The 21,945-nt window shown below is 52.7% G+C and carries 18 protein-coding genes; 16 read left to right on the forward strand and 2 right to left on the reverse strand.

Translation table 11 applies throughout. The annotated features are described in order from the left end of the window. Positions 1-479 precede the first annotated feature (479 nt). The 5 genes from lysS (at position 480) to LARV_RS04575 (ending at position 5,234) form a co-directional block, all read left to right on the forward strand. Positions 480-1,634 carry a homocitrate synthase gene (gene lysS / locus LARV_RS04555; RefSeq protein WP_075072513.1) on the forward strand — a complete coding sequence of 385 codons (1,155 nt, stop codon included), beginning with the start codon at positions 480-482 and terminating at the stop codon, positions 1,632-1,634. Further along, positions 1,631-2,863 (forward strand): 3-isopropylmalate dehydratase large subunit, encoded by a 1,233-nt coding sequence (locus tag LARV_RS04560; RefSeq protein ID WP_075072514.1) that lies wholly within the window; start codon positions 1,631-1,633, stop codon positions 2,861-2,863. Before lysS ends, LARV_RS04560 begins: the two co-directional genes overlap by 4 nt. Positions 2,864-2,865: 2 nt before the next feature. Beyond that, entirely contained in the window at positions 2,866-3,366 is a 501-nt protein-coding gene (locus tag LARV_RS04565) for a LeuD/DmdB family oxidoreductase small subunit (RefSeq protein ID WP_075072515.1), read from the forward strand. A 13-nt stretch (positions 3,367-3,379) separates the two neighbouring features. Next, the gene (locus LARV_RS04570) at positions 3,380-4,387 is read left to right on the forward strand and encodes an isocitrate/isopropylmalate dehydrogenase family protein (protein ID WP_075072516.1); all 1,008 of its coding nucleotides are present in this window, start codon (positions 3,380-3,382) and stop codon (positions 4,385-4,387) included. A 193-nt stretch (positions 4,388-4,580) separates the two neighbouring features. After that, positions 4,581-5,234, forward strand: a complete 654-nt coding sequence (locus LARV_RS04575; RefSeq protein ID WP_152031859.1) for a methyltransferase family protein — start codon at positions 4,581-4,583, stop codon at positions 5,232-5,234. Between the two features lie 71 nt (positions 5,235-5,305). On the opposite strand, the gene LARV_RS04580 is transcribed toward LARV_RS04575, so the two are convergent. Then, positions 5,306-6,202, reverse strand: a complete 897-nt coding sequence (locus LARV_RS04580) for a DUF4238 domain-containing protein (protein WP_075072517.1) — start codon at positions 6,200-6,202, stop codon at positions 5,306-5,308. A 251-nt stretch (positions 6,203-6,453) separates the two neighbouring features. Continuing rightward, positions 6,454-7,305, reverse strand: coding sequence for a transglutaminase-like domain-containing protein (locus LARV_RS04585; RefSeq protein ID WP_075072518.1), 852 nt, complete (start codon positions 7,303-7,305; stop codon positions 6,454-6,456). Between the two features lie 784 nt (positions 7,306-8,089). Between LARV_RS04585 and LARV_RS04590 the strand changes: the two genes are divergently transcribed. The 11 genes from LARV_RS04590 to LARV_RS04635 all read left to right on the forward strand — a co-directional run bounded on the left by LARV_RS04590 (position 8,090) and on the right by LARV_RS04635 (position 21,891). Continuing rightward, positions 8,090-8,470: a hypothetical protein gene (locus tag LARV_RS04590; RefSeq protein ID WP_075072519.1), complete on the forward strand. Its 381-nt coding sequence runs from the start codon at positions 8,090-8,092 to the stop codon at positions 8,468-8,470. Further along, complete coding sequence (locus LARV_RS04595) at positions 8,470-8,703, forward strand: hypothetical protein (RefSeq protein ID WP_075072520.1); 234 nt, start codon at positions 8,470-8,472, stop codon at positions 8,701-8,703. The genes LARV_RS04590 and LARV_RS04595 overlap by 1 nt, the downstream gene beginning before the upstream one ends. Before the next feature lie 25 nt (positions 8,704-8,728). Beyond that, a complete protein-coding gene (locus tag LARV_RS04600; protein WP_075072521.1) occupies positions 8,729-9,496 on the forward strand; it encodes a ParA family protein in 768 nt (255 codons plus the stop codon). A gap of 8 nt (positions 9,497-9,504) precedes the next feature. Then, the gene (locus LARV_RS04605; RefSeq protein WP_075072522.1) at positions 9,505-10,176 is read left to right on the forward strand and encodes a hypothetical protein; all 672 of its coding nucleotides are present in this window, start codon (positions 9,505-9,507) and stop codon (positions 10,174-10,176) included. Between the two features lie 269 nt (positions 10,177-10,445). Next, complete coding sequence (locus tag LARV_RS04610; RefSeq protein WP_075072523.1) at positions 10,446-12,563, forward strand: DnaA N-terminal domain-containing protein; 2,118 nt, start codon at positions 10,446-10,448, stop codon at positions 12,561-12,563. A 27-nt stretch (positions 12,564-12,590) separates the two neighbouring features. Beyond that, a complete protein-coding gene (locus LARV_RS04615) occupies positions 12,591-13,049 on the forward strand; it encodes a single-stranded DNA-binding protein (protein ID WP_075072524.1) in 459 nt (152 codons plus the stop codon). Further along, positions 13,027-13,569: a hypothetical protein gene (locus LARV_RS04620; protein WP_075072525.1), complete on the forward strand. Its 543-nt coding sequence runs from the start codon at positions 13,027-13,029 to the stop codon at positions 13,567-13,569. Before LARV_RS04615 ends, LARV_RS04620 begins: the two co-directional genes overlap by 23 nt. Continuing rightward, a complete protein-coding gene (locus LARV_RS04625; RefSeq protein ID WP_075072526.1) occupies positions 13,551-14,837 on the forward strand; it encodes a hypothetical protein in 1,287 nt (428 codons plus the stop codon). Before LARV_RS04620 ends, LARV_RS04625 begins: the two co-directional genes overlap by 19 nt. A 1,133-nt stretch (positions 14,838-15,970) precedes the next feature. Then, positions 15,971-16,189 (forward strand): hypothetical protein, encoded by a 219-nt coding sequence (locus LARV_RS20060; RefSeq protein ID WP_152031689.1) that lies wholly within the window; start codon positions 15,971-15,973, stop codon positions 16,187-16,189. Positions 16,190-16,300: 111 nt separating this feature from the next. Beyond that, positions 16,301-21,049, forward strand: coding sequence for a hypothetical protein (locus LARV_RS04630; protein WP_075072527.1), 4,749 nt, complete (start codon positions 16,301-16,303; stop codon positions 21,047-21,049). Then, complete coding sequence (locus tag LARV_RS04635) at positions 21,049-21,891, forward strand: metallophosphoesterase family protein (RefSeq protein ID WP_075072528.1); 843 nt, start codon at positions 21,049-21,051, stop codon at positions 21,889-21,891. The genes LARV_RS04630 and LARV_RS04635 overlap by 1 nt, the downstream gene beginning before the upstream one ends. Positions 21,892-21,945 lie beyond the last annotated feature (54 nt).

Here is a 21,945-nt window from a genome sequence, read left to right on the forward strand (position 1 = left end):
TTGCAACTCAACTGTATGTTGACAGATGCACATTGTCCCCTATAATGTTGTCTATGCAACAGCCCCGTCTATTCACCAAGAAGGAAGGCAAGAAGTGCACCAGAACCCTACTGTAGTCTGGACTTTTTGCTAACCCGAGCGATCCACAGGAAAAGCAAATAACCCCTCACCAGATTACCGGTGAGGGGATTTTTTATCGGTCGAGGTTTTATCCATGCAATCTTTCAAAGGCCACCCACAAATTGCGATCCACTCACTCCGGCGCGCCGCTTGCGAAGCGGAACGTCCGGCGTTGGCCGAATGGAATAAGCAGGGAAAGGAGAAGAAGCCGGCAGCCGTCGGGTAAGTCCTCTTTTCCCAGGATCGATACGATCCAGGAACGGGCTTACCGCAGCAAACGGCAGGCCCGTTTTTTTATCCACCGCACCCGCCGCCGGCTTTCAGGCCGGCCGGCGGGGCCAATTTAGAGGAGCAGGTTGATGAGTCTGGAACAGTTCAATATCATCGAATCGACATTAAGGGAAGGCGAGCAGTTCGTCAACGCCTTCTTCACCCTCGATCAGAAAATCGAGATCGCGCGTCTGCTGGATGCCTTCGGCGTGGAATACCTCGAACTGACCACGCCCTGCGCCTCGCCGCAGAGCGAGATCGACTGCCGCGCGATTGCGTCCCTGGGCCTGCGCGCCAGGACGCTGACGCACACGCGCTGCGCCATGGAAGACGTGCGCCGCGCGGTGGGCACAGGCGTGAGCGGCGTCGACGTGGTGATCGGCACTTCCTCTTACCTGCGCGAGTTCAGCCACGGCAAGAGCATCGCGGAAATCATCGGGATGGCGCAGGAGGTGGTCGGCTGGCTGAAGACGCAGAGCGTGGAGGTGCGCTTCAGCACCGAAGACAGCCTGCGCAGCGAGCCGGAGGATCTCTACCGCGTCTACGCGGCCGTGGACCAGATGGGCGTCGACCGGGTGGGGATCGCCGACACGGTCGGCATCGGCAACCCGCGCCAGATCTACGAACTGGTCAGCGGCCTGCACCGGCGGGTGCGCGCCGGCATCGAGTTTCATGGGCACAACGACACGGGCTGCGCCATCGCCAACGCCTTTGCCGCGCTGGAAGCCGGCGCCAGCTACATCGACACCAGTGTGCTGGGCATCGGCGAGCGCAACGGGATCACGGCGCTGGGTGGGTTGATCGCCCGGCTGTACGCCGTCAGCCCGGCGCTGGTCGGCAAATATAACCTGCCGCTGCTGCTGGAGCTGGACCGCCTGGTGGCCGGACTGGTGCGGGTGGATATTCCCTTCAACAACTACGTGACCGGTTTTTCGGCCTTTACCCACAAGGCCGGCATCCACGCCAAGGCCGTGCTCAACAACCCGTCGACCTACGAGGTGCTGCGGCCGGAGGATTTTGGGCTGACCCGTTACATTCACATCGCTCACCGGCTGACCGGTTGGAACGCGGTTCGCTACCGCGCCGGGCAGTTGGGCCTGGAACTGAGCGACGCGCAGGTGCGCGCCGTCACCGATCAGATCAAACGGCTTTCGGACGAGCGCGAACTGGCCCTGGATGAGGTGGACGGCCTGTTGATGGCGGCCATTCAATCCGTTCAATCCCGGGAGGAGATTTCAGCATGAACCAGACCTTATCCGAACAAATCCTTTCCCACGCCGCCGGGCGGGAGGTGCGCGCCGGCGAACTGGTCGTGGTGCGGCCGGACGTGGTGATGAGCCATGACTCGCTTTCGCCCAGCATCATCCAGATCCTGCGCGAAGAGATGGGCATCCATAACGTCAAAGACCCCGGCCAACTGGTCATCGTCTTCGACCACGTGGCGCCGGCTTCCACGGTGGGCACGGCCAACGCGCAGAACCGGGTGCGCGCCTTTGCCCGTGAACAGGGCATCCGCCTGTTCGATGTGGGGCGCGGAATCTGCCACCAGGTGCTGGTCGAGGAAGGCATCGCCGCGCCGGGCAAAATCGTGTTGGGCTCCGATTCGCACTCCACCAGCTACGGTTCGGTGGGCGCGTTTGGCGCCGGCATGGGCTCGACCGACATCGCCCTCACCTGGGGCACCGGACGCAACTGGCTGCGCGTGCCCGAAACCGTGCGCGTGCAGGTGCGCGGGCGATTCGGCGCCTTCATCGACGCCAAGGACCTGGCGCTCAAGGTCTGCCGCGAGCTGCGCATCTCCGGCGCCAACTACATGGCCGTCGAATATCACGGGCTGGACTGGCTGGCGCTGCCCGGCCGGCAGACGCTGGCCAGCATGGCGGTGGAAGTGGGCGCCAAAGTGGGCATCCTGCCGCCCTTTGGCGAGGCCATGAAGCATTACGAGGTGCCGGATTGGCTGTCCGTGGACCCTGGCGCGAGCTACACCCGTAGTCTGGAAATCGACCTGGACGAACTCGAACCGCAGGTCGCCATCCCGCACGCGGTCGACAACGTTGCCGATCTCGCGCAGGTGGCCGGGACGCCGGTGAGCGTGGTCTTCCTGGGCACCTGCACCAACGGCCGCTACACCGACCTGCGCCAGACGGCGGACCTGCTGCGCGGGCGGCGCGTCGACCCGCGCGTGCGTTTCGTGGTCACCCCAGCTTCGAGCGTCGAGATGAGCCGCGCGGCCGCCGACGGCACGCTTGAGACGCTGCTGGCCGCCGGCGCGATCCTTTCGACCCCCGGCTGCGGCCCGTGCATGGGCCGTCACATGGGCACGCTGGGCGACGAGGACGTGTGCCTCTCGACCGCCAACCGCAATTTCAAAGGTCGCATGGGCGCGCCGACCTCGCAGATCTATCTGGCCTCGCCCGCCGTCGCCGCCGCAACCGCCCTGACCGGCGTGATTACCGATCCAAGGAGTTTATAGAGATGGCACGGATATGGAAATTCGGCTCGGACGTGGATACCGATCAGATCGTCCCCGGGCGCTACGCACCCTATATGCGCCCGGACGCGGACGTCGGCGAGGCGGCCTTCATCGAGGCGCGTCCTGAATTCGCCCGGAATTTTCAACCGGGCGATCTGATCGTCGCGCTGGATAACTTCGGCTGCGGATCGTCGCGCGAGTATGCCGTGGAAGCGCTGGTGCGGCGCAAGGTGGGAGCCATCGTGGCACTGTCGTTTGCGCGCATCTTCTACCGCAACGCGCTCAACCTGGGGCTGCGCCTGTACGTCGCGCCCGAGATCGTGCAGGCCGTGCAGGACGGTAACGAGGTGAGCTTCGAGCTGGCGTCCGAGGAGATCGTTCACGCTGGGCGGTCTTATGCGCTGCCGCGCCTGCCGGCTTTCTCGCAGGAGATCCTCGAAGCGGGCGGCATCGTGGCGTACGTCAAACAGCACGGCCACTTTCCGGGCGAAGCGGACCGTTAGGGAAGGGGGAAGAATGCCGAGAGTATGCGTCATTCCGGGGGATGGGATCGGGCAGGAAGTCATCCCGGCCGCCGTGCGGGTGCTGCAGGCCGCGGTGCCCGGGTTGGAGACGATCCAGGCGGAAGCCGGCTGGGGATGCTTTTTGGAACGGGGAACTGCGGTGCCGCCGGAAACGCTGGCTGCCATCCGTGAATGCGGCGCAGCCCTGTTCGGCGCGGTTTCCTCGCCGGCCAAAAAAGTCGCGGGCTACCGCAGCGCCATCCTGACGCTGCGCCAGGAGCTGGACCTGTACGCCAACCTGCGCCCGGTGCGCAGCCTGCCGCGCGTGTCGCCGCGTGGCGGAATCGATTTGCTGGTGGTGCGCGAGAACACCGAGGGGCTGTACGTCGGGCGCGAGCGCCTGGAGGACGGCGGCGAGACGGCCATCGCCGAGCGGGTCATCACCCGACGGGCCTCGCGGCGCCTGGCCGAACGGGCGCTGGCGCTGATGCACGGCGCGGGGCGGCGCCGGCTGACCATCGTCCACAAGGCCAACGTGCTGCCGCTCACCGACGGTCTCTTTCGCGACACGGTGCGCGAGGCGGTCGTGCGCGCCACGCGGGCCGGGCAGGCCGTGGAGGTGGAGGAACTGCTGGTGGACGTGGCCGCGCTCAAGCTGGCGAGCGAGCCCGAACGCTTCGACGTGATCATCACCACCAACCTGTTCGGCGATATCCTCTCCGACGAGGCGTCGAGTTGGTGCGGCGGACTGGGCCTGGCGCCGTCGATCAATCTGGGCGAAGGCGTTGCCCTGGCCGAGCCGGTGCACGGATCGGCGCCGGATATCGCCGGGCAGGGCATCGCCAACCCCATCGCCGCCATCCTGAGCGCGGCGCTGCTGGCACGCCACGCCTGGAGCATGGAGGACAGCGCGCGGCGCATCGAGCAGGCCGTCGAGCGGGCGCTCGAGGATGGTTTGCCGCACGGCACTGAGGCGATTACCCGTTCGGTGACCGGGAATTTATGCGTAGGAGAGAATTAGCGGGTAATGATTGGGCTTACCGGTATTTCCCCATCACCGCGGGGTGCGCGCAGGGCAATTGCGGAAAATGGATCGCCCCGCAATTGCCCTGATGTTTGCTGCCGGTTTGGGGACGGCCGCGCGCTCGAATGAATGTACAATCATAACCAGCGAAGGGGAACGAACGATGCTGAAAAAATACGTCCTGCCAGCCATGAGAACGATCCTGATCGGTGCGGCCGCGCTTGGGCTGGCGCTTTTTCTGCCGGCAAGGACTTTCGATTATTGGCAAGCCTGGGTTTTTATGGCCGTCTTTCTGGCAGCGGTCAACGCGATTGGGCTGTACCTTTCGGTGAAGGACCCGGCGCTGCTGGAACGGCGCAAGCAGGTGGGGCCGGCGGCCGAGCAGAGCATCACCCAAAAGATCATCATGAGCTTTGCCCTGATCGGGAACCTGGGATTGTTGGTCTTCTGCGCGCTCGATCACCGCTTGGGCTGGTCACCGGCGCCGGCACCGGTTTCGATCGCCGGGGATGGGCTGGTCGCGCTGGGCCTGCTGATCGATTTTTACACATTCAGGGAAAACAGTTTCGGCGCTTCCAACATCCGAACCGAAGCGGATCAAAATGTCATCTCCAGCGGCCCCTATGCGATCGTCCGGCACCCCATGTACATGGGTGTGCTGGTGATGATGATCGGCGTTCCCCTGGCGCTGGGTTCATTCTGGGGGCTCGCCTTCCTTGCGCTCATCCTGCCCATGTTGGTGTGGAGAATCCTGGATGAGGAGAAGCTGTTGATGCGGGATCTGCCCGGGTATATCGAATACGCACAAAAGGTTCGTTACCGTCTTGCGCCGTTTGTGTGGTGATTTCTTTGCTCTTTAAAGACCTGCACCGCAGAACTTTTTGAAAACGTAGTGCCTTCAACTAACTCTAATGGCTAGAACCATTCCTTTCGTAATGCATTTGAGTTGTTGATAAAATACTCCCTTGAAAATAATCTTGTTTTTCTATTTAGTAGATCAATAATTTTTTTATCAGGTAATTGAATATAACTACCATGGACAGCAATCATTTTAGAAAATAATACCATCATCCTTGGTGATATTGGTAATGTGATTTCAATCGTAGGCGAAACCAAACCTCCAGCAAAACGTGGCCTGGGGATGCTATAAATTTCTGGATCAAAAAAAACACAAGGTGTATCAGATGTAAGAAAAGTAAGGTCGACTGATTCTGGAATCTCGATGAAAACAAAAGGTATATGAAATAATATAGGTGATATTTTTGTTACAAACGATGATAGTAAAGATTGAAGTGGTTGATTGACTATTTCTTCCATTTCCTCCATGGTCAAATAATCCTGATCTTCTGATGAGATTATTGGTATTACAGCAGACTGTTGTTCATTAGGTGGATTCTCTTTTGCCCATTCTATCATTTTCTTCCCCAAACAAAGTGCTTGATTGAACACAGAACTTAGCTCAGACGCATACGAAGGAGTACGTCCATGCATTGCTGCGACAAACATACATAGATACAAGTGCTCCTCGAACGAAAGCATTAAATGTTTGGATATCTTTTCTTTTCGAAGTGTGAAAAACTTATTCTCAATTCTTGAAAGGTTATATTCCAAGGTCAAATCTCTATTATTGTCTTGAGCACGAATAGTATAAAGATCTTTTTCATAGAAGATTTTCTTTGGAGATTTGCGTTTACCAATAGAACCGTCTTTCGAAAACATCCACACATAAGGCTTTTGATTTCTTGGATGCGTTGGATCACACCATGATTTTAAATACGAAGTTGGAATGTAATGTTGTCTTTTATTATTCATGATCTGGAATATTTAACAAAATATGTATTCAAGATTTGTAATGTAATTAATTATAACGACTTTTAAAAAGGTTACTAGAAGGAAGAAATTCCTATTTTTGCGCATTGGTTCAATATTGCACTGGTCTGTGGCCGAGTATTATTTTCGCCTACAGACTTCCGGCGGGGGTAAGTTTTTTTGACCAGAATCCATAACAAGAAAATACCAATTATGCAAATCTAAGAATTCATTTAGTAAACGATCCAACTAGATCATACCTTGATCCACTCTCCCGGCGCCTGGAACCCTTCATTTTCCCGATAGAATTTTCGACAGGCAGCCACATCCCCGGCGGCTGAGATGCGGGCGGCCTCGTCGACCAGCGCCTGCTGTTCGGGCGTGCACTCGGCGAAGGGCGTTTGCAGCAGCCCCCAACTGTCCCAGGGCAGCACTTCGATCTTGTTCAGTGCCAGCAGATCCCGGAAGACGTCCCCGCGGATGAAGTCCCAGCCGTGCCATTCGAAGATGCCGAAGTGGTCTGGATCCGCCTGGCCGGCGCGGCACATCCGCCAGGCGTCGCCGGCCAGCACGAATTTCCCCTCCGGCATGTCCAGCGGATCGAAATCGATCCTGAGCGCCTCGCGCTGCAGCTCGTCCAATTGCGAATCCACCCGCAGCCAGCGCTGCCCGGCCGCGTCCCACACCTCGACCATCCAGTGATCTTCGTAATGGTCGGGCATGAAGTAGGTGCCGAAACCACACCGCGCGCGGGCCGGGATGCCCTGCGCGCGCAGGATGGCAGCCATGAGTATGGAGTAATCGCGGCAGTTGCTCACCAGGCGCAGCTCCAATGGGCGGGGTTCGTTCAACGGGCGCGCATCCAGCTCCAGCAGCCGCTTCAGCTTGGGGGCGGCCGGGCGAATCTCCACCTCGGAACGGCGGGTTTCGTCCAGTATCAGTCCATAACGCTCCGTCCAGAAGATGTGGACCGTCAGGTTCTGAAGCGCAGCGACCAGCGCAGGCAGTTCGGCGGGCAGGGTCCGCAGATGTTTTTGGTATTCGCCCAGGCCAGTCAAGGGACCGGGTCGAGAAAAGAAGTCCAGCATTTCCTGACTCTCTGGCATGTCGGGTCTCCTGAATTGGAAAGATCGTTCCGTTATAAACCCTCCGGTTGGGGGAGAGTCAAGGGGAAGATCAGAAGAAGGGCCACACAAGAATCTGGAAGAGAATCAGTTTCAGGCCCGGCGAATCGATCGATGGACCTGGACTATCGGGTAAAGCGATTTTTCCAGGGCACAGCGCAAATCGCGGGAGGATGGCCTTCTTCTCTTCCCCGATCATTATACAAAATGGCCGCCGGAGAATCGCTGCCGGTTTGTAGACCAGGATAAATTGTGTCACCGTAAGGGAAAGTAAGGATTCTCGTAGGGAGTGAGATTCGAAAGTGTGAGTGAATCAAAAAAGCGAATAGCTAAAGGCTAATCGCTTCTTTTCGTGGCGGGGAGGGTGGGATTCGAATGCAATACCTCGATGGTACGCAGGGATGAAAAAGACTCGCACGGTGCGAGTCTCTGAGTACGTGGCGGGGAGGGTGGGATTCGAATGCAATAGCTCGATGGTACGCAGGGATGAAAAAGACTCGCACGGTGCGAGTCTCTGAGTACGTGGCGGGGAGGGTGGGCATGGCACAAAACGTTACAACTGCGAAAGAATCGTAGTGCCCGTCTCAATTTCTGAAATTCTACTCCAGCTTGAGCATAAGTTTTCAAACGCGTTCGTTGAACCGGCCTCGGAAGCCTAAATTTCCTTAGGCTAATTATTACTTGTCCTCTGTAATTTATCACAGGGGACATTTTCGTTAAATTGCCTCGGTCATTTCGAACTCAAGCTGAAATGATAGGAGGCTATTTGTGTTTTGATATCAGATTTTTAGATGAGCTATTCCCACCTGAGTTTGCAGGTTACACAGCACCAAAAGGCTACCTGTGGAAGGTTATCTATGACCCAACACGCAATGAGGAAGATCCCGGCCTTTTCTACGGCAGCCTGTTTCGTCTCTTAGATATCCTGCCGACGAAGGATGAGGTGTCACCCTGGCCGGAACGGATTATTTTCGAACATATCCAAACCGGCCAGCGATTGAGCTTTATCGAGGGACAGCCGGTGTATCTGAACTTACCTGAAGAAATCGTCAAACGGAGACTTAGAAATCAGAAAAACAAGAGCATTCATAACATCCAAACCTCAAAAGTCTATATGCATTCTGCTATTGGTATCAGGTGTGAGTAATGCGTGACTTCATTCTGATCCGTAAAAAGGATATCACAGGCCGGTCAGGAACCGGAGTTGTAGCAGAAGGCACGATTTTTCAAGATGGACAGGTTGTGTTGAAGTGGCTGGGAGAACCTTATGCCCTTGGTATCTTCACCTCAATTGAGGAGTTGCTTTCTGTTCACGGTCACGAGGGAAATACATACGTTCAGTTCATGGACAAACAACTGGCAATAGAAACAGAACATTGATGAGAAAAAACACAAGGAGGATCCAATGGCAGCAAAAATCATCACCATCAGCAATCAGAAGGGGGGAGTCGGCAAGACCACCACGTCCGTCAACCTGGCAGCGTTTCTGGCGCAGCATGGCAGCCGGGTGTTGCTCATCGATCTAGACCCGCAAGGACAATGTGCCACCAGCCTGGGCATGGATCCGGAGCAAGGCACATTTTACCTGCTGATGATCACCCAAAGCAGCTTGCACGAAGTGGCATTTGTGAAGAAGTATGTGCGCGAAACGGGGCGGAGCAATCTCTTTCTCATCCCCGGCAACCAGGCCACTGGCCAGGCACAGTCGAGCATCCAGGATAAGCCCATTTCCTATCTCAAGGAGGTCGTTCGCACGTTCGCCCGTGACGGTATGGATTACATCATTTTCGATACATCACCATCCGTTGGCGGTCTTCAAGAGCGGGCAATCTGGGCGGCTGACCTGGTGATTATCCCCTGCGCGACAGAATTTGCCTCACTGGAAGCGGTTGGCAACACCATCATAACCTTGCACGCGTTGCAGAAAGAACGCGCCTGGTCGGGAGGACTACTTGGCATCTTACCCACTTTCTACGATGACAAGACGCGCGAATCGCGCAACTCCCTTACGGATCTCAAACGTGATTTTGGCGAAAAGGTGCTGCCGGCCATCCACGCTGCCACTGTGCTGCGCGAATGCTGGTCGGTTGGCAAGACGATCTTCGAGTACGCGCCCGATTCGCGAGCGGCTCAGGAATACGAGGCCTTCGCCAGCCTGGTTCGCAAATATTAGGAGCGCCGATGCCAAGACGAGATGCTTTTTCCATGCTGCGCAGTACGCAGGCAGAGCCAGATGCTTCCAATGCGAACATTTCACCAGAAGTGAATGAAAATCCTTCCGGCATTCGTCCACTCGATTTCATCCCCGCTGCCGAACCGCGCAAACGCCGCGAGCGAGGATGGGAACGGACGCGCCGGGCGGAAATTGCCACTTATCGGGGAATACCGCCAGAGACGCACCAGACGCTGATCCGCATTGCCAGCGCCTTAGGCGTACCGGTGGATGAAGTCGCGCGGGCCTTCCTCGAATATGGTCTTGGACAGTATCAGGCTGGTCAGCTTCCCTTATCCCCATACCCCAAAGCGCAGCGTATGACTCTTTTCCCGGAAGGTAACCAGACTCATGTTGCTACAGCAAGTAGATGGCTGCAACAAGCCTTTCTTGCGAAGCAATCTCATCACAAAGGGAAGAAAGCAAAGTCGCCGAAAAATTGGGAATCCAGGGCAACTTATCGCATCCCGGCAGAATTGAAGACGGAGGTCAAGCAGGTTGCCAGTGAGCACTTCGTTGGAGTCGGCGAGTTGGTGCTGTTCCTTTTCCTTTACGCGCTCAAGGCGTTTGAAGAGCAGCGGCTTCAGCTTCAACCACAGCCTAAGCTCACCGGTAAGACCCTCTTTAAGGATCGCGAATGAAAGAAATCACAGCGAGCGAACAAAACCACAATGATTTCAGCGGAGGACAAAAATACGTCAACAATGCCGCTGACGTGACGCTGACGTATGGTTGACGTATCCGTTGACGCTGCCGCTGACGTAGCTGCTGACGTTGATCGCACAGAAAAGGCGCTGAGGCGCGTAATCGAGTGGATAGGTGTAATGGATCACTTTGACGCAACCCCCTCTCAAAAGGCTCCTCAGCGAATTTTCACAGATCAGAACTCACGAGAGAAAAGGACTGCACCATGACGGCTGTCTCAGACAATTTTGATTCACCGCAGAAAATCTGGGACTGGATTCTCTCGAACCTGCAGCATGAAATGTCGCGCGCCTGGTTCGACACCTGGGTCAAGCCGGCTGTACCGCTCTCGTTTGCGGACGGGGTTTTCACACTTGGCTGCCATAACCAACACACCATCGACTGGCTTAACAGTCGCTTGAAGGCGACGATTGAACGGCAGTTGTCGGGCATGCTCGGCCAGTCGGTTGAACTCACGATTGTGCTGCTCACGGACGTTCAAGCGGAGGATGAGGAACAGGATGACGATCCTGAACCGGGAGAGGCGAATGTCCCTTCCGATGACACCTACGAGCCGGTGTATGCCTCCTTGCGGGATGCGCTCTTGCAGCCGGAACGGGTGGTCAAAATGCCGGTGTACTTTCTGCGCTGGCTCCCTTACGTGGGTGCCCGGACAATTTTTGAAGTCGTCGGAATTTGGCAGGAATTTTATCTATCCAGCCGTGGAAAACAGCCTGCTGGCGGGGAGAAAGTCGCCACGCGGATTGAGAATGTCTGCAGGTGGGCGGGTGTCAGCCGGGCGCAATTGTTCCGCGATTTTGGGACTGGCAGCTCGCTGAACTGGTTCGTGGGCAAGATCGAAACAGATCACGAACGAGACCGGCAAACCGGACGTTCCAAGAAATCGGCGAACAAATATGCCCTTTATGGTATTCCGCTCACGCCAGGCGATGCAGAGGACTTGGCCGTTTACCTGCGAGCAAAGGATATCCAACGCGATCCTGCGAATGCCCTTCGCGAAGCGATTGCCGTGCAGCTGAACGAAATTCTGCGCTACCCTTTTCGCGCTCTGCCTGAGAAATTCAAAGAATCACTTCCTCGTCGTATCATGGTGCAGGATGTGGTGAAGTCACTCGTCGGCAGACGTCTGGAAGGTGAGTTGTCCGATCTCGTCGATCAGCTCAGCGATCGCCTGCTAGCGCCGGGGGATTTCATTTTGCTGCGCTGGTACTTCTTACAGAACTGGCTGCCGCTCTTAGGACATGATGCCGCCATGTTGATTACCCTACTACGGAACCAGTGTTTCTTCAACGACGAGACCGGGGAAATCCGCGACACGGTGTGGATACATGGCGGGCTGTCTATACTGGCCGCGCGGTTGGGGATCGAAAATCCGCGCCAGGTTGCACTGTGGTTCCCGGCTGCGTTGGAACGTGGCAGCCACAAAGATACGATTACGCAGGCGACTGCTCAAGAAAATGCCCGCCGGCAGCGACTTCAGGAGCGGATCGCCGCCTTCGTGCAGCGCAGCGACTACCGTTCAAACGGCGGGACATACGACTGGTGTTTCCAGGTTCAGCGCATGGATCCACTCACGCCAGAGGATGAGCAGGTCAAACAGGCGGCTTTAAATTTACTGCTTTCCGCCGATGATGCGGATGTTCTCCACGAACTCTATCGCTTGCTCGATCAGCAGTCGAATGATTGTTTTGAGACTCTCAAAGAAGAGGGAATGATTGTTTTGAGACTGTCAAAAACCGCCAATGATTGTTCTGAGACTCTCAAAATGGTACTGAATGATTGGATTGAGACGGTCAAGACACTGCCGAACGATTGTTTTGAGACTCTTTTAAAGATTCTCAGAGGCTTTAAAGATTCCCAAATACAGAAAGAAACCTCTTCCAACCAAGATTCTTACGCAGTTGCAGACCGCCCTACAGGACAGGTGGGGGAAGAGGAGGCACAGGAAAACGTTTGGAAATTTGATGATCTATTGAGTAGGGTCAATTCTCGCAATCGGAGCGCATTGATTGCCCAAGAAAAAAGTCCAAATGCGTTCGTTTCCTGGATTCTGTACGGGGTGGCAAACGCGGGAGTGCAAAACCCGCTCAGCCTGGCCGTTGCCAGGTTGTGCGATCAACCAGGCGTGAGTGCCGGCGGCATCTTTGACCGGCTTGCCAGTTATTCCCCGGCGGTTTTAGCGCGGAAGTATCGCAAGTCGCTGACCTGGCAAGGCAATGCCGATCCAGACTGGAACCTCGCATTCAAAGGGGTTGACTGGGACCGGCTGTCGCTACTCCCGGATTTGCTCAACCTGACCATCCAACCAGGCGATGAAGCCTGACATTCCACAACCATCGGAGAAAAAACAATGCCGCTCGGAAACCATACTTGGAATATTGGGGACATCAACGGAGATATTTATTTCGACAAGCATACCAACCAGAAGGGAGAGGAGGTTCCGTTTATCCGCCTGCTGATGATCTGCAACGGAACGGCGCAGGTAAAACCACTCTATGGGCTGCGCATTGTTGCGTATGGCGCACTGGCGGAAATTGCATACGGTTATCTCAGGAAAGGCAGCCGGATTGGAGTCGAAGGCCATATCCAGCAGCGTGACCGTGGACGTGAACTCCCACCAGTGTTTGAGATCGTTGCGGATCACATTGAGTTCATTCGCAATATTGATTACGAGCGTGGTAGCCAGGTTCTTGAAACGCTCAAGGCGCGAGAGCGGGCGAAACCGGCCCGTGGACTAAACTGGCAGACGATCCCTGAAATTACTTGTGGGTATTCGGAAGGTGTGGATGACCATGTCACTGTACGATAATGCGGAAATTGAAATCTCAAAAGAACGCATAAAGTGCATTGGCATCATCTTGCTGGCGGCGGTGATTCTTTTTGCGGTGATCGGTTGGCTAACATCACCACAAGACGAAAATGGTAAGCCGGTCTTGCTGCTGCCGGAAGTGAAGGCGTTTGAGGATTATCGCCGCTCTGCACGATCCTGGCTGGAGCAAATGACGTTGCTCGATTCCGAGATCGCTGGCGTGTTAGGCGAACAGGTTTCTGGTGACCTGTTCACGCGCTCCAGGCAGGCGCAGCAGATGCTGCAACGGGCAGTAAACCTGGCGAATGAAATCGATCAGGCGAAAGTTCCCGCAGCCGCTGCCGGAATACATGACCAGATCTCGGCAACGGGATTATTCTACCTAGATGTGGCCCGGCTTACCATGCGGTGGGTAGGTGCGCCGGAAGAACCCACGAGAGAGTCCATTAATGAGAAGTTGGAGCAGTCGAGAAACGGGCGAAGCGCATTGCAGGAGAATCAATGGATGCGGACTCCTTAAGCCAGCAGCAGGCAAAGCAAGCGAACCTGCTCACCGGAGCGTATCTGGAACTGATCGAGAAAGAACAATCCGATCGAATGCAGAATCTTCAGCATGCTTACACGATTGCTCACAGCGGCCTAGTTTCTTTTCTTACTCTACTTGATCCGGGGTATATTGACGGATGGATCAAGGGTGGGAAAACGCTGGCGCAGCTGGATGACCGATTTGTGCAGATGCGCGTAACCGATTTGCTAAAACAACTGCGGGATAAGCCCGTGCCGCCTACGCCGGAAACGGGTGAAGAGCAGCAGAGACGCATCCTGGAATTGCAGAAGCAGACTCAAACATTGCAGGATGCCCTGACTTTGGCAAAGCAACGGACCGAAACGCTCGAGCAGGAAATCCGTGCCTTGCAGTCGCGAAACAGTATTCAGCAGCAGGTCGAGCAGTTGGTTATAAAAGAGCGGCAAACCGCTAGCACAGCGAGTAGCGAAACATCCGGTTCACCGGTGTTGAAGGGAATGTCCGAACCAAACTGGATGGCTGAGTGGCGCAAGCGGACAACCTTTGACCGTGACGCGGTTCTCCTGACCGTGATCGGCGAGACAGGGATTTCCCGCCGGCCGCGGATCATTCAGTTAGCGGCGGTTCGCATGGCGGTGAAGCCGGAAAACAGTGCGCTTGGCGATACTATTCGCCGAATTGAGAAACGCGGATTGATCGAGCGGCTGGAGTTGTTTGAAAAGCGCGGATCAGACACAGGCGGCGTACTGCCTTACCTGTATCACCTGACAGAGCAGGGCAGGCAGGCTTACTGGCTGTTATCGGGGAAAAACGCCTTGGAATGCGAATTTGATGTATTGATGAAACGGCATAAATCCCCGGAGCATACGCTCTTGAATATGAAGGTTCGGGAATTTCTTGATGACCACCAGGTATACCAGGTGCTTCTGGAAGCTGCCGCACTGGTGTTACCGGATGGACATAAGTTTGAGCCTGACATCACCGCCAGAGATGGCTCCACCGGTGAGTTGGTGTATATCGAGGTGGAACGCGAAGCCAATAAAGATGCGCAAGCTCGCATCCAGAAGTGGCAGAACTTCCACATTGCTTCGCACGGCATTATCCGGGTAATTTGCGACAAACCCAGTTTTATGCGCAAATTAGCCAGTGAGATCAATTTCGCGCTTTCAGGCCAGCGGTTCGCCACTTACATCAGTAATGTCGAAGAGATGGAAGCAGCGTTGGTGACCAAAGGCCATATCTGGGTCATGGAACGCCAGTGAGGTTTATTCGATCCGCTTGAACCCTAGCCGTTCGAACCAGGTATTTCTGGCGTTTGAACCCGGTAGAGTCTATAGGAGGTAGAGGCGGACGGGTATAAACATGATATCCGATTGAACCAGAGGATTGGACAAATGGAAACGTTGATCAAAGTTGATACGGGAAGGCACATGTATCGCTGGTATTTTGTGGACGCTGGTCGATGGAATCGCTGTCGTTTATGGTTGGGGAAGTGAGAAGTCGTCATTTCAGCGATGGTGAACAATTAAATAGGGATCCATTGAGGAAGCCGAAAGGTATGCTGAAAAGATGATGGAGATGAAGCTAGAGACTGGATACAGGCGGAAATCAGGAAAATTGGGGAATCACAAAGAGAACGTACATCCTACCTTATTAGCAGGTGGGATGATTGTTTGCGTCGCCGTTCTTAACTTATATTATTTTTAAGTTTTTTGCTAATGAAATTGTGCCCATTTAAGGATGCAATGGTTTTTTCAGATTCGCGTCCCAACTAGTCTAAAGTTAACAGGGCCATAAGAGGCTTTATCCCATGCTCTGTCACTAATCTATTAACTGTGTAACTTTCTACTTCTATTGAAGAAATCTCTCCTGTTTCCTAATAGATGATAAAAGCATTTCGGGTTTCTGGTGCGCTGTTCGCTAATATTGAGCGATGATTTTGGCTCCTTGGGGAGGATATTGAAAATCAGAAATCGATTGAGCGATTAATTGATTCTCATCCATAGCTATTTGCCCCAGTTGTTTGGGTTAATCATATTCCTTAGATGGTGGCGTAGTTCCATGCGTCATCCTCTACAGGTTAGTGTTCGAAAATTTCCTGACCATAATCTTTAGGTTGTAAATAATTGCCAGGTTCCATATTTTCAGCCTAAGAATTTACTTGTTTGGCATCTGTGTGATGCTTTTTTTGGCACTAGTCGGTCAAAAATGACTTCGCCAACAAACTCGTTACTACTCCTGAAAAAGAAGAAAAAACAGTCTACCAGATCGCCCCGGAATACTAACGCATTTGTCATTGTAAAAAAATACAACCTCATATAAAATAGTAAAACTATTATTAAAAAATTCAAATATCTAGGGGTTGTGACTGCTCATTTAGCCCAAGGGGGAAATGGTGATTGATGAGACAGGTGAATCCAAGGTACAACTGGATGAGTTGGACAAAGTTTGGGCCGTTGAAGATGTGGCGGCCTATTTTTGTATCACCGGATACAAAGTACCCAAAATAGCTGCCTCTCATTGTTTTCCGGCCACCAAAATTGGAGTTCCCAATCGTTTCTTGAAAAGCAAAAATCCGTTGTTTATGACTACTTACTCAAATAAAAAGAGATAGGCGGAGACTTCTATTTGCACTGCAGATGGATTCCAAAGTGAAATCATTGATCAAATGAGTGATGCATTTCAACATTTGTCACATCAAGAGAAGCGAGGAATAGAATAGCCGATGACAACGAACCTGATGGATATGTTGAAGCTAGTGGAATCAACCCTCCACAAGATGGAAAATCATATTGAACTTGAATCATTTGACCGACAGGTCATGAAATTATGGATTGAAATACACAGCAGTAAGGAAGAAATCGTAGATGATGATCACTTGCGCGGGAAGTATGAACTGGTAAGAGAACAAATCGCCCGGATTTTGCAGGACCAATTTAACTTCGCTCTGGGACGGATTGAGCAGGCCGATGATGAAACAGCCTTTTCCAGGGCAAAAGACGATGCCACTGAATGGCAGGGAATGTTTAGCAACGTTGATCAAAATACTGTCAACTCGTCCCCCAGGCTAGAGACATCTATTAATCGCTACCGGTTATTTGCGGAATGCTTCAAGAAATATACTGTGTTAACCCGTAGGCTCATTGAGGAATTGGATTCTCATAATATCTCGGGGTTGCGCACGGATATTAGTGGCTTTCTGGAAAACCTGAATAAAGCCATTCTGACGCTTCAATCAGATCTACGTCTTGATCAACAGGAGCATGATAGACGGATCGATTTATTTAGACAATGGATCGGGGCGATTGAAAATAACGAAACGGTCCAGCGGATATTTGATGTAAGTAAAACCATGACCATCCAGGTTAGTGGTGATTATGCTGCCGGCATGGATGATTTGAAGAACAAAGATCCAGATTTGACAGTATATCATTACATCAGTGATGACCCAATTGACCCTGTAATGGGTTGGAATAAAGTTAGAGATGTGATTGTAATCTGGGACCGTCGTTGGAAACGTTATTGTTCTAAGAAAATTCAACAATATGCGGATGAGCTGCTCAACAGCGGCCTTGATGAAAAAGGCCCATTTGCCGTAGATCCATTCGAATGGAAAATGAGATTTGACAATCTAGTTGAGCACATCAAACGACCCATTACCGACTTGGATCGTCAGACAAGGGATGAATACCAGGCCATCAATCATCGCATCAGCCAGGCCATTTTCAACTTTAGACCGCTAAGAGACCGCTTTGAAGGCGTTCGGGAATTAATCAACACCGATGACCAAAGGGATCCTTTGGATTTGCTGGTGGAATTAGACCGTGTATGGTTGGAGATCAGAAAACAGGTTCCGCTATATGCCACCGCAAATGACGATTTGCGCGGTAGTCTCATCCCCCGGGTGAAGAACCAGTTGCGGCAACGATATTCCGGTTACAGAAAATTGTTCTTATCCAACCCTTTTGCTGTAAAGAGAGCTGCGCACGATGTTGTATCCAAACTGAAACAGTTTACAGAATTTGAGGCCGATCGCTTCGATATCGAACGGTTGATCAATTTATGTGAACTATTTGAGAGTGAGATGAACGCTGCCAGCGGTGAGTTGCCTGATCGGGCATTGGCAAGACTGGAAGCATTACAGGTAACGATAGAAAATGAAAAAATGGGCGATATCCCTCTCATGCTCACGATGGAAATTCAAACCCGTCGGGCAGGGTTAAAGCCAGTAAAGGTGGGGCAGGAGCTTAAAGTTAGGGCGACAGATCTGTTGAGGAGCCTTGAAAATCAGGCTACCAGCCTGCCGATTGATCAACTGGTAACCATGTATTTGAATCAAATAGAGTCAGTGCTGAAGCAAATGGAAGTGGCACTGCCGGAACTCCGCAAGCAACCTTCTACGAATACGGCGTTGCTTCCCATCTTTGATTCTTTGGTGAATTCCCAGAGAACATTAATGGCCTGGTCTGCCTATCTGCAAGCTGCGGTGGAGATTGAACGTCCTGGCGCGGATTTGAAGCAGATTAATAACTGGCTGGATGTTGTGCGAAGCAGCGTATATCGTAAAAATCTTTTCACAAAGTTTGATGACATTGTAAACAAGTTGGCCGGGTTTGGCGCGAATGATGGCATGGTGGAAGCCATTGTCACACAAATAAACACAGCCCTTGAAAAAACCGGCGATGATTACCAGTGCTTAACCGGTGGCGCCATCTCCGGACTATTAAACTTGTGGGCGCAATTGGATGCCGTCCGGGATCTGTCCACAACTAGAATCAGCGAGAGGAGAGCTGCGCGAGCTGCTCTGGAACAGAAAATCCTCCGCATCGCTATGAACCTCCTGGCTCTCCTTCATGAAGAAGTGACTAAAGTTTCTCTGAAGGACCTGGAGTTAACTGTCCAGTGGATGCAAAAAAATCAAGCTACCCATCCCTACCTTATTGAGATGGAGGCCCACCTTTCTGCTTTACAGGCATTATCTTACTTAAAACCCGACCATGGTGAACCCAATCTGGATGCGGCCATTACCGCTTGGAAACGGGCCAGAGAAAGGAGCCACCCTCATGCTGAAGCAATGCAAAGGGCTCTTAAGAAGATGAAAGCCCTGGTAGATGCCGCAAAGGGTGTGTTTATTTCACTTGCCTCTGCCAATGCCGACCCAACCTTGAAGTACGATACAGATGTTATAGCCTGTACTTTACAGTCAAAACTTCTAAAGATAATTAAAGAGTACGAAAACATTGAGTATCTGAGTGGAAAAGTAATAACCGTGGCCATTGTGGGTGAGGCCAGGGTGGTACCTTTTCCATTGATTGAGGATTTCCGCACAGACTACGGCAATATCACCTATAGAGAAGGCGAAATGTCGAGCCCGGCTCTGGATCTGGAGTATCAGGTGATGTGGGATCAGTACCATCTGACGGATGTGATGAAGAGCATGCAAGTACTCATGCCACCCGCCCCTGCCTTAATCTATGATGAATTTCTTTTCCGCTCGCAAACCTATAAAAACCTAGCATCTCTTATTTTCCGTATGGCGCAGTCACAAACGCTTGTGGAACTCCAGCGTGTTTGTTCTCATGATGCCCTACCCCTGGTAAATAATGTGGGTTTGAAAACACGCCACGCTGAACTCCTGAAACGTATACCTAAATTGGATGATCTCGCGACCAATTTGTGGACGCAGGGAAGAAGTGCATACGAACAGGAGTTGGTTGCTCCAGCCGGTGGGTTGGCAGATCCACATAAAAACGATTACCGGCGCATGATTCTGAATCCTGATTCCATCTACCCACTCGATGGGAGTATCAACCGCATTCATGAACTGCAGATCTGGTTGGCAAACTCTATTACTCATTTTCAAAACAAGAGAACTACATTTGTAAGTGCTACGTATGTAATCGGTCTGGGCCCTGACTCGATCGGCAAGCACCACAACGATTTATCATCCATCGCGGAGCAGGCAAAGGATCTGCATGCCATTTTCCCTCACTTTCTAACCCTTTACTTTGCTCGTTTGCAGCTCGACGATACTGCCTGGAAAACCCATCCCCTGGGAACAATTTTTATAGACTTGACGAATTTTATTCAAGATAGGGACCTGGACACCTTTCTCGCTCATCTGAAGGACTTGCATAAACTTTATCAAAATGTGCGCGAGAAGCAAGCGTCTGGTTTGCTGCTTGCGCTGGACAATGAGGCGGACGATGAACTGGGCATCCTCACAAGTCAAATAACGGTAATCAAGCTTTGGGCAACCCCGGCAGGATATGCTGACCTTGCCGGTCATCCCTCTTTTATCGAAATTGAGAGGCAGGTAAGAGCTTGTGATCAAAAGAGGAAGATTGTTCTGAAATTGCTCAAACAACTTAAAGAGGCGGGGAATGTCGCCGGAGTGCCCGGTGGAACGGTCCCTACTGACATGGAGAAAGAAGATTTTATTGCATCTAGATTCAAAGACCCTCTGGCATGGGCAAGCGATCTGTTGCAGAGACTGGAAGAAGAGGCTCCCGACCCGTTAAAGACCCCCTTGTGGAGATGGAGCCTTATCTTTGGCAACATGACGGAAGAAGCGGTGATCAAAAAATATATTACCGCCGAGAGCACGCTCGTCGCAGAAGCCAAAACTTATCTTGATAAACTGAATGCCCGGGTGAACAAACAGGTGGGGGGGGGTACGGAGGACCTTCTGATTCGGACCCAAAACAAAATTTCGACTGATAGGACGGGCATATGTGCGTGGCTATTACAGGCGAAATACAAAGAGGCGTTCGACGAATGGGTGAGCCAGGTGGGTCTTGAGTTTGACCTGAAAGATGAGCAACTGCCGGTCAACGGGGGCGGAGTGGAACGGGCCAGACAGGTTGGAGTTTGTACTGCTCCCCTGGTCACTTGGTTGGTGTCTCTGAGAAATTGGTTTGACATACAGGTAGCGGTTAAAGGGATCGACTCCGCCAGTCAGAAGGTCCCCTATAAGCCGATGGACGGTGTGTGGATTAAGCGAAAGAACCCCGGGGGAAGGGGAATGTATGCCCTATTCGCGGACATGGTACAGCGTGAAGCTGAATTCCACAAGAGTTTAGGCGACATCCAAACGGCTTCTGCTTATCGCATCAGTCTGATCCAACAGGAGCAGGGTATTTTTACCACCCTACCGCTGTGGACTGAACAGGTTGCAGGTGAATTGGCGCTGATAGCCTCCCTATACTCAGACTACGAAGACGCTCTCGAAAAAGCATGGACCGCCTGGCGCGCGAAAAGCGCTATTCGTGTACCGTGGCTGGATTTTCGAAATCAAAATAAAAGAAGATTCGATGAAGCCAAGGAGGATCTCCAGTCCAAGGCTTGCTCGGTTTGCAGACTTGCGCCCGACAATTCTCCCCTTCGCGAGCAGTTAGGGCTTGAATGCAGCCGTTTTACCGACCCCAAAATAGACAATCCTTGTGGCCGATTTACACTGGATGGAAGGTTGTAATGAGGATCTGTGTCATCAGTGATATTCACTCCGAAATAATAAAACTGGACGCCGTCATGAAGAATGTTGGCAATGTGGATGGCATCATTTTCCTTGGTGATCTTTTTGACCGTGGCGTGGACAGTCATGTTACCTACAAGCTGTTCAAAAAATGGTTTGAAGAGAAAAACCACAACAGCCAATGGATCTGTGGCAACCATGATCGCGCCATCCTGTACTCTTTACTACCCGATGCGCATCCTGACCTGATAAATTATTTCACCACCATAGCGGACGACTACCGGGATACCTGCAAGCTGCGCGCCATGGGTATACCCGTGGGACATGCCGAGATGGTTGCCAATCGGCCTGTATATGGAGAGGCTACGCTGGGCGGGTTGCGGGTGTATATGACCCACGGGTTTCCACATAATGATGACATTAAAAAAGCAACCCAGTACGACTATCAGTGCCATCCAAACAACGGCACATCCCCCACCGAGGTCGCCGGATTGATCAATAACGCACACATCCTATTGGTGGGACATTCACACTGTCAGACCGCCTGGTTGTATACCGCGGGCGAACAGGCGGGCTGGACGCAATGGATTCCCGATTTTGGAACAGCTCTGGACGGTACGATAGGCGGAATTGTTGTTGGTGAGTTTGGTGCAACTTTGGACTTTTCGGATCTGCCGGAAGGATCCTTCCTGATCCTAAATCCGGGGAGTGTGGGCAGTCCGCGGGATCCACGGGCGAGTATGAACGAAGCTAATCGGGCGTTCACGCAGTATCTGGTTCTGGAAATTGACGACATGCGGATATCCGCTAAATATAAAACCATGCAATTGAAGGAAGGTTAATGGCCATGGCAACCTGTTTTCGAAAAAAAATCATACTTTTCGTACTGACCTGCT

It is taken from the genome of Longilinea arvoryzae (genome assembly GCF_001050235.1).
GTDB classification, from domain to species: Bacteria; Chloroflexota; Anaerolineae; order Anaerolineales; family Anaerolineaceae; genus Longilinea; species Longilinea arvoryzae.

Coding starts and splice junctions, on each gene's coding strand:
- lysS (WP_075072513.1), top strand. CDS start 480: ATGAGTCTGGAACAGTTCAATATCATCGAATCGACATTAAGGGAAGGC.
- LARV_RS04560 (WP_075072514.1), top strand. CDS start 1,631: ATGAACCAGACCTTATCCGAACAAATCCTTTCCCACGCCGCCGGGCGG.
- LARV_RS04565 (WP_075072515.1), top strand. CDS start 2,866: ATGGCACGGATATGGAAATTCGGCTCGGACGTGGATACCGATCAGATC.
- LARV_RS04570 (WP_075072516.1), top strand. CDS start 3,380: ATGCCGAGAGTATGCGTCATTCCGGGGGATGGGATCGGGCAGGAAGTC.
- LARV_RS04575 (WP_152031859.1), top strand. CDS start 4,581: ATGAGAACGATCCTGATCGGTGCGGCCGCGCTTGGGCTGGCGCTTTTT.
- LARV_RS04580 (WP_075072517.1), bottom strand. CDS start 6,202: ATGAATAATAAAAGACAACATTACATTCCAACTTCGTATTTAAAATCA.
- LARV_RS04585 (WP_075072518.1), bottom strand. CDS start 7,305: ATGCCAGAGAGTCAGGAAATGCTGGACTTCTTTTCTCGACCCGGTCCC.
- LARV_RS04595 (WP_075072520.1), top strand. CDS start 8,470: ATGCGTGACTTCATTCTGATCCGTAAAAAGGATATCACAGGCCGGTCA.
- LARV_RS04600 (WP_075072521.1), top strand. CDS start 8,729: ATGGCAGCAAAAATCATCACCATCAGCAATCAGAAGGGGGGAGTCGGC.
- LARV_RS04605 (WP_075072522.1), top strand. CDS start 9,505: ATGCCAAGACGAGATGCTTTTTCCATGCTGCGCAGTACGCAGGCAGAG.
- LARV_RS04610 (WP_075072523.1), top strand. CDS start 10,446: ATGACGGCTGTCTCAGACAATTTTGATTCACCGCAGAAAATCTGGGAC.
- LARV_RS04615 (WP_075072524.1), top strand. CDS start 12,591: ATGCCGCTCGGAAACCATACTTGGAATATTGGGGACATCAACGGAGAT.
- LARV_RS04620 (WP_075072525.1), top strand. CDS start 13,027: ATGACCATGTCACTGTACGATAATGCGGAAATTGAAATCTCAAAAGAA.
- LARV_RS04625 (WP_075072526.1), top strand. CDS start 13,551: ATGGATGCGGACTCCTTAAGCCAGCAGCAGGCAAAGCAAGCGAACCTG.
- LARV_RS04630 (WP_075072527.1), top strand. CDS start 16,301: ATGACAACGAACCTGATGGATATGTTGAAGCTAGTGGAATCAACCCTC.
- LARV_RS04635 (WP_075072528.1), top strand. CDS start 21,049: ATGAGGATCTGTGTCATCAGTGATATTCACTCCGAAATAATAAAACTG.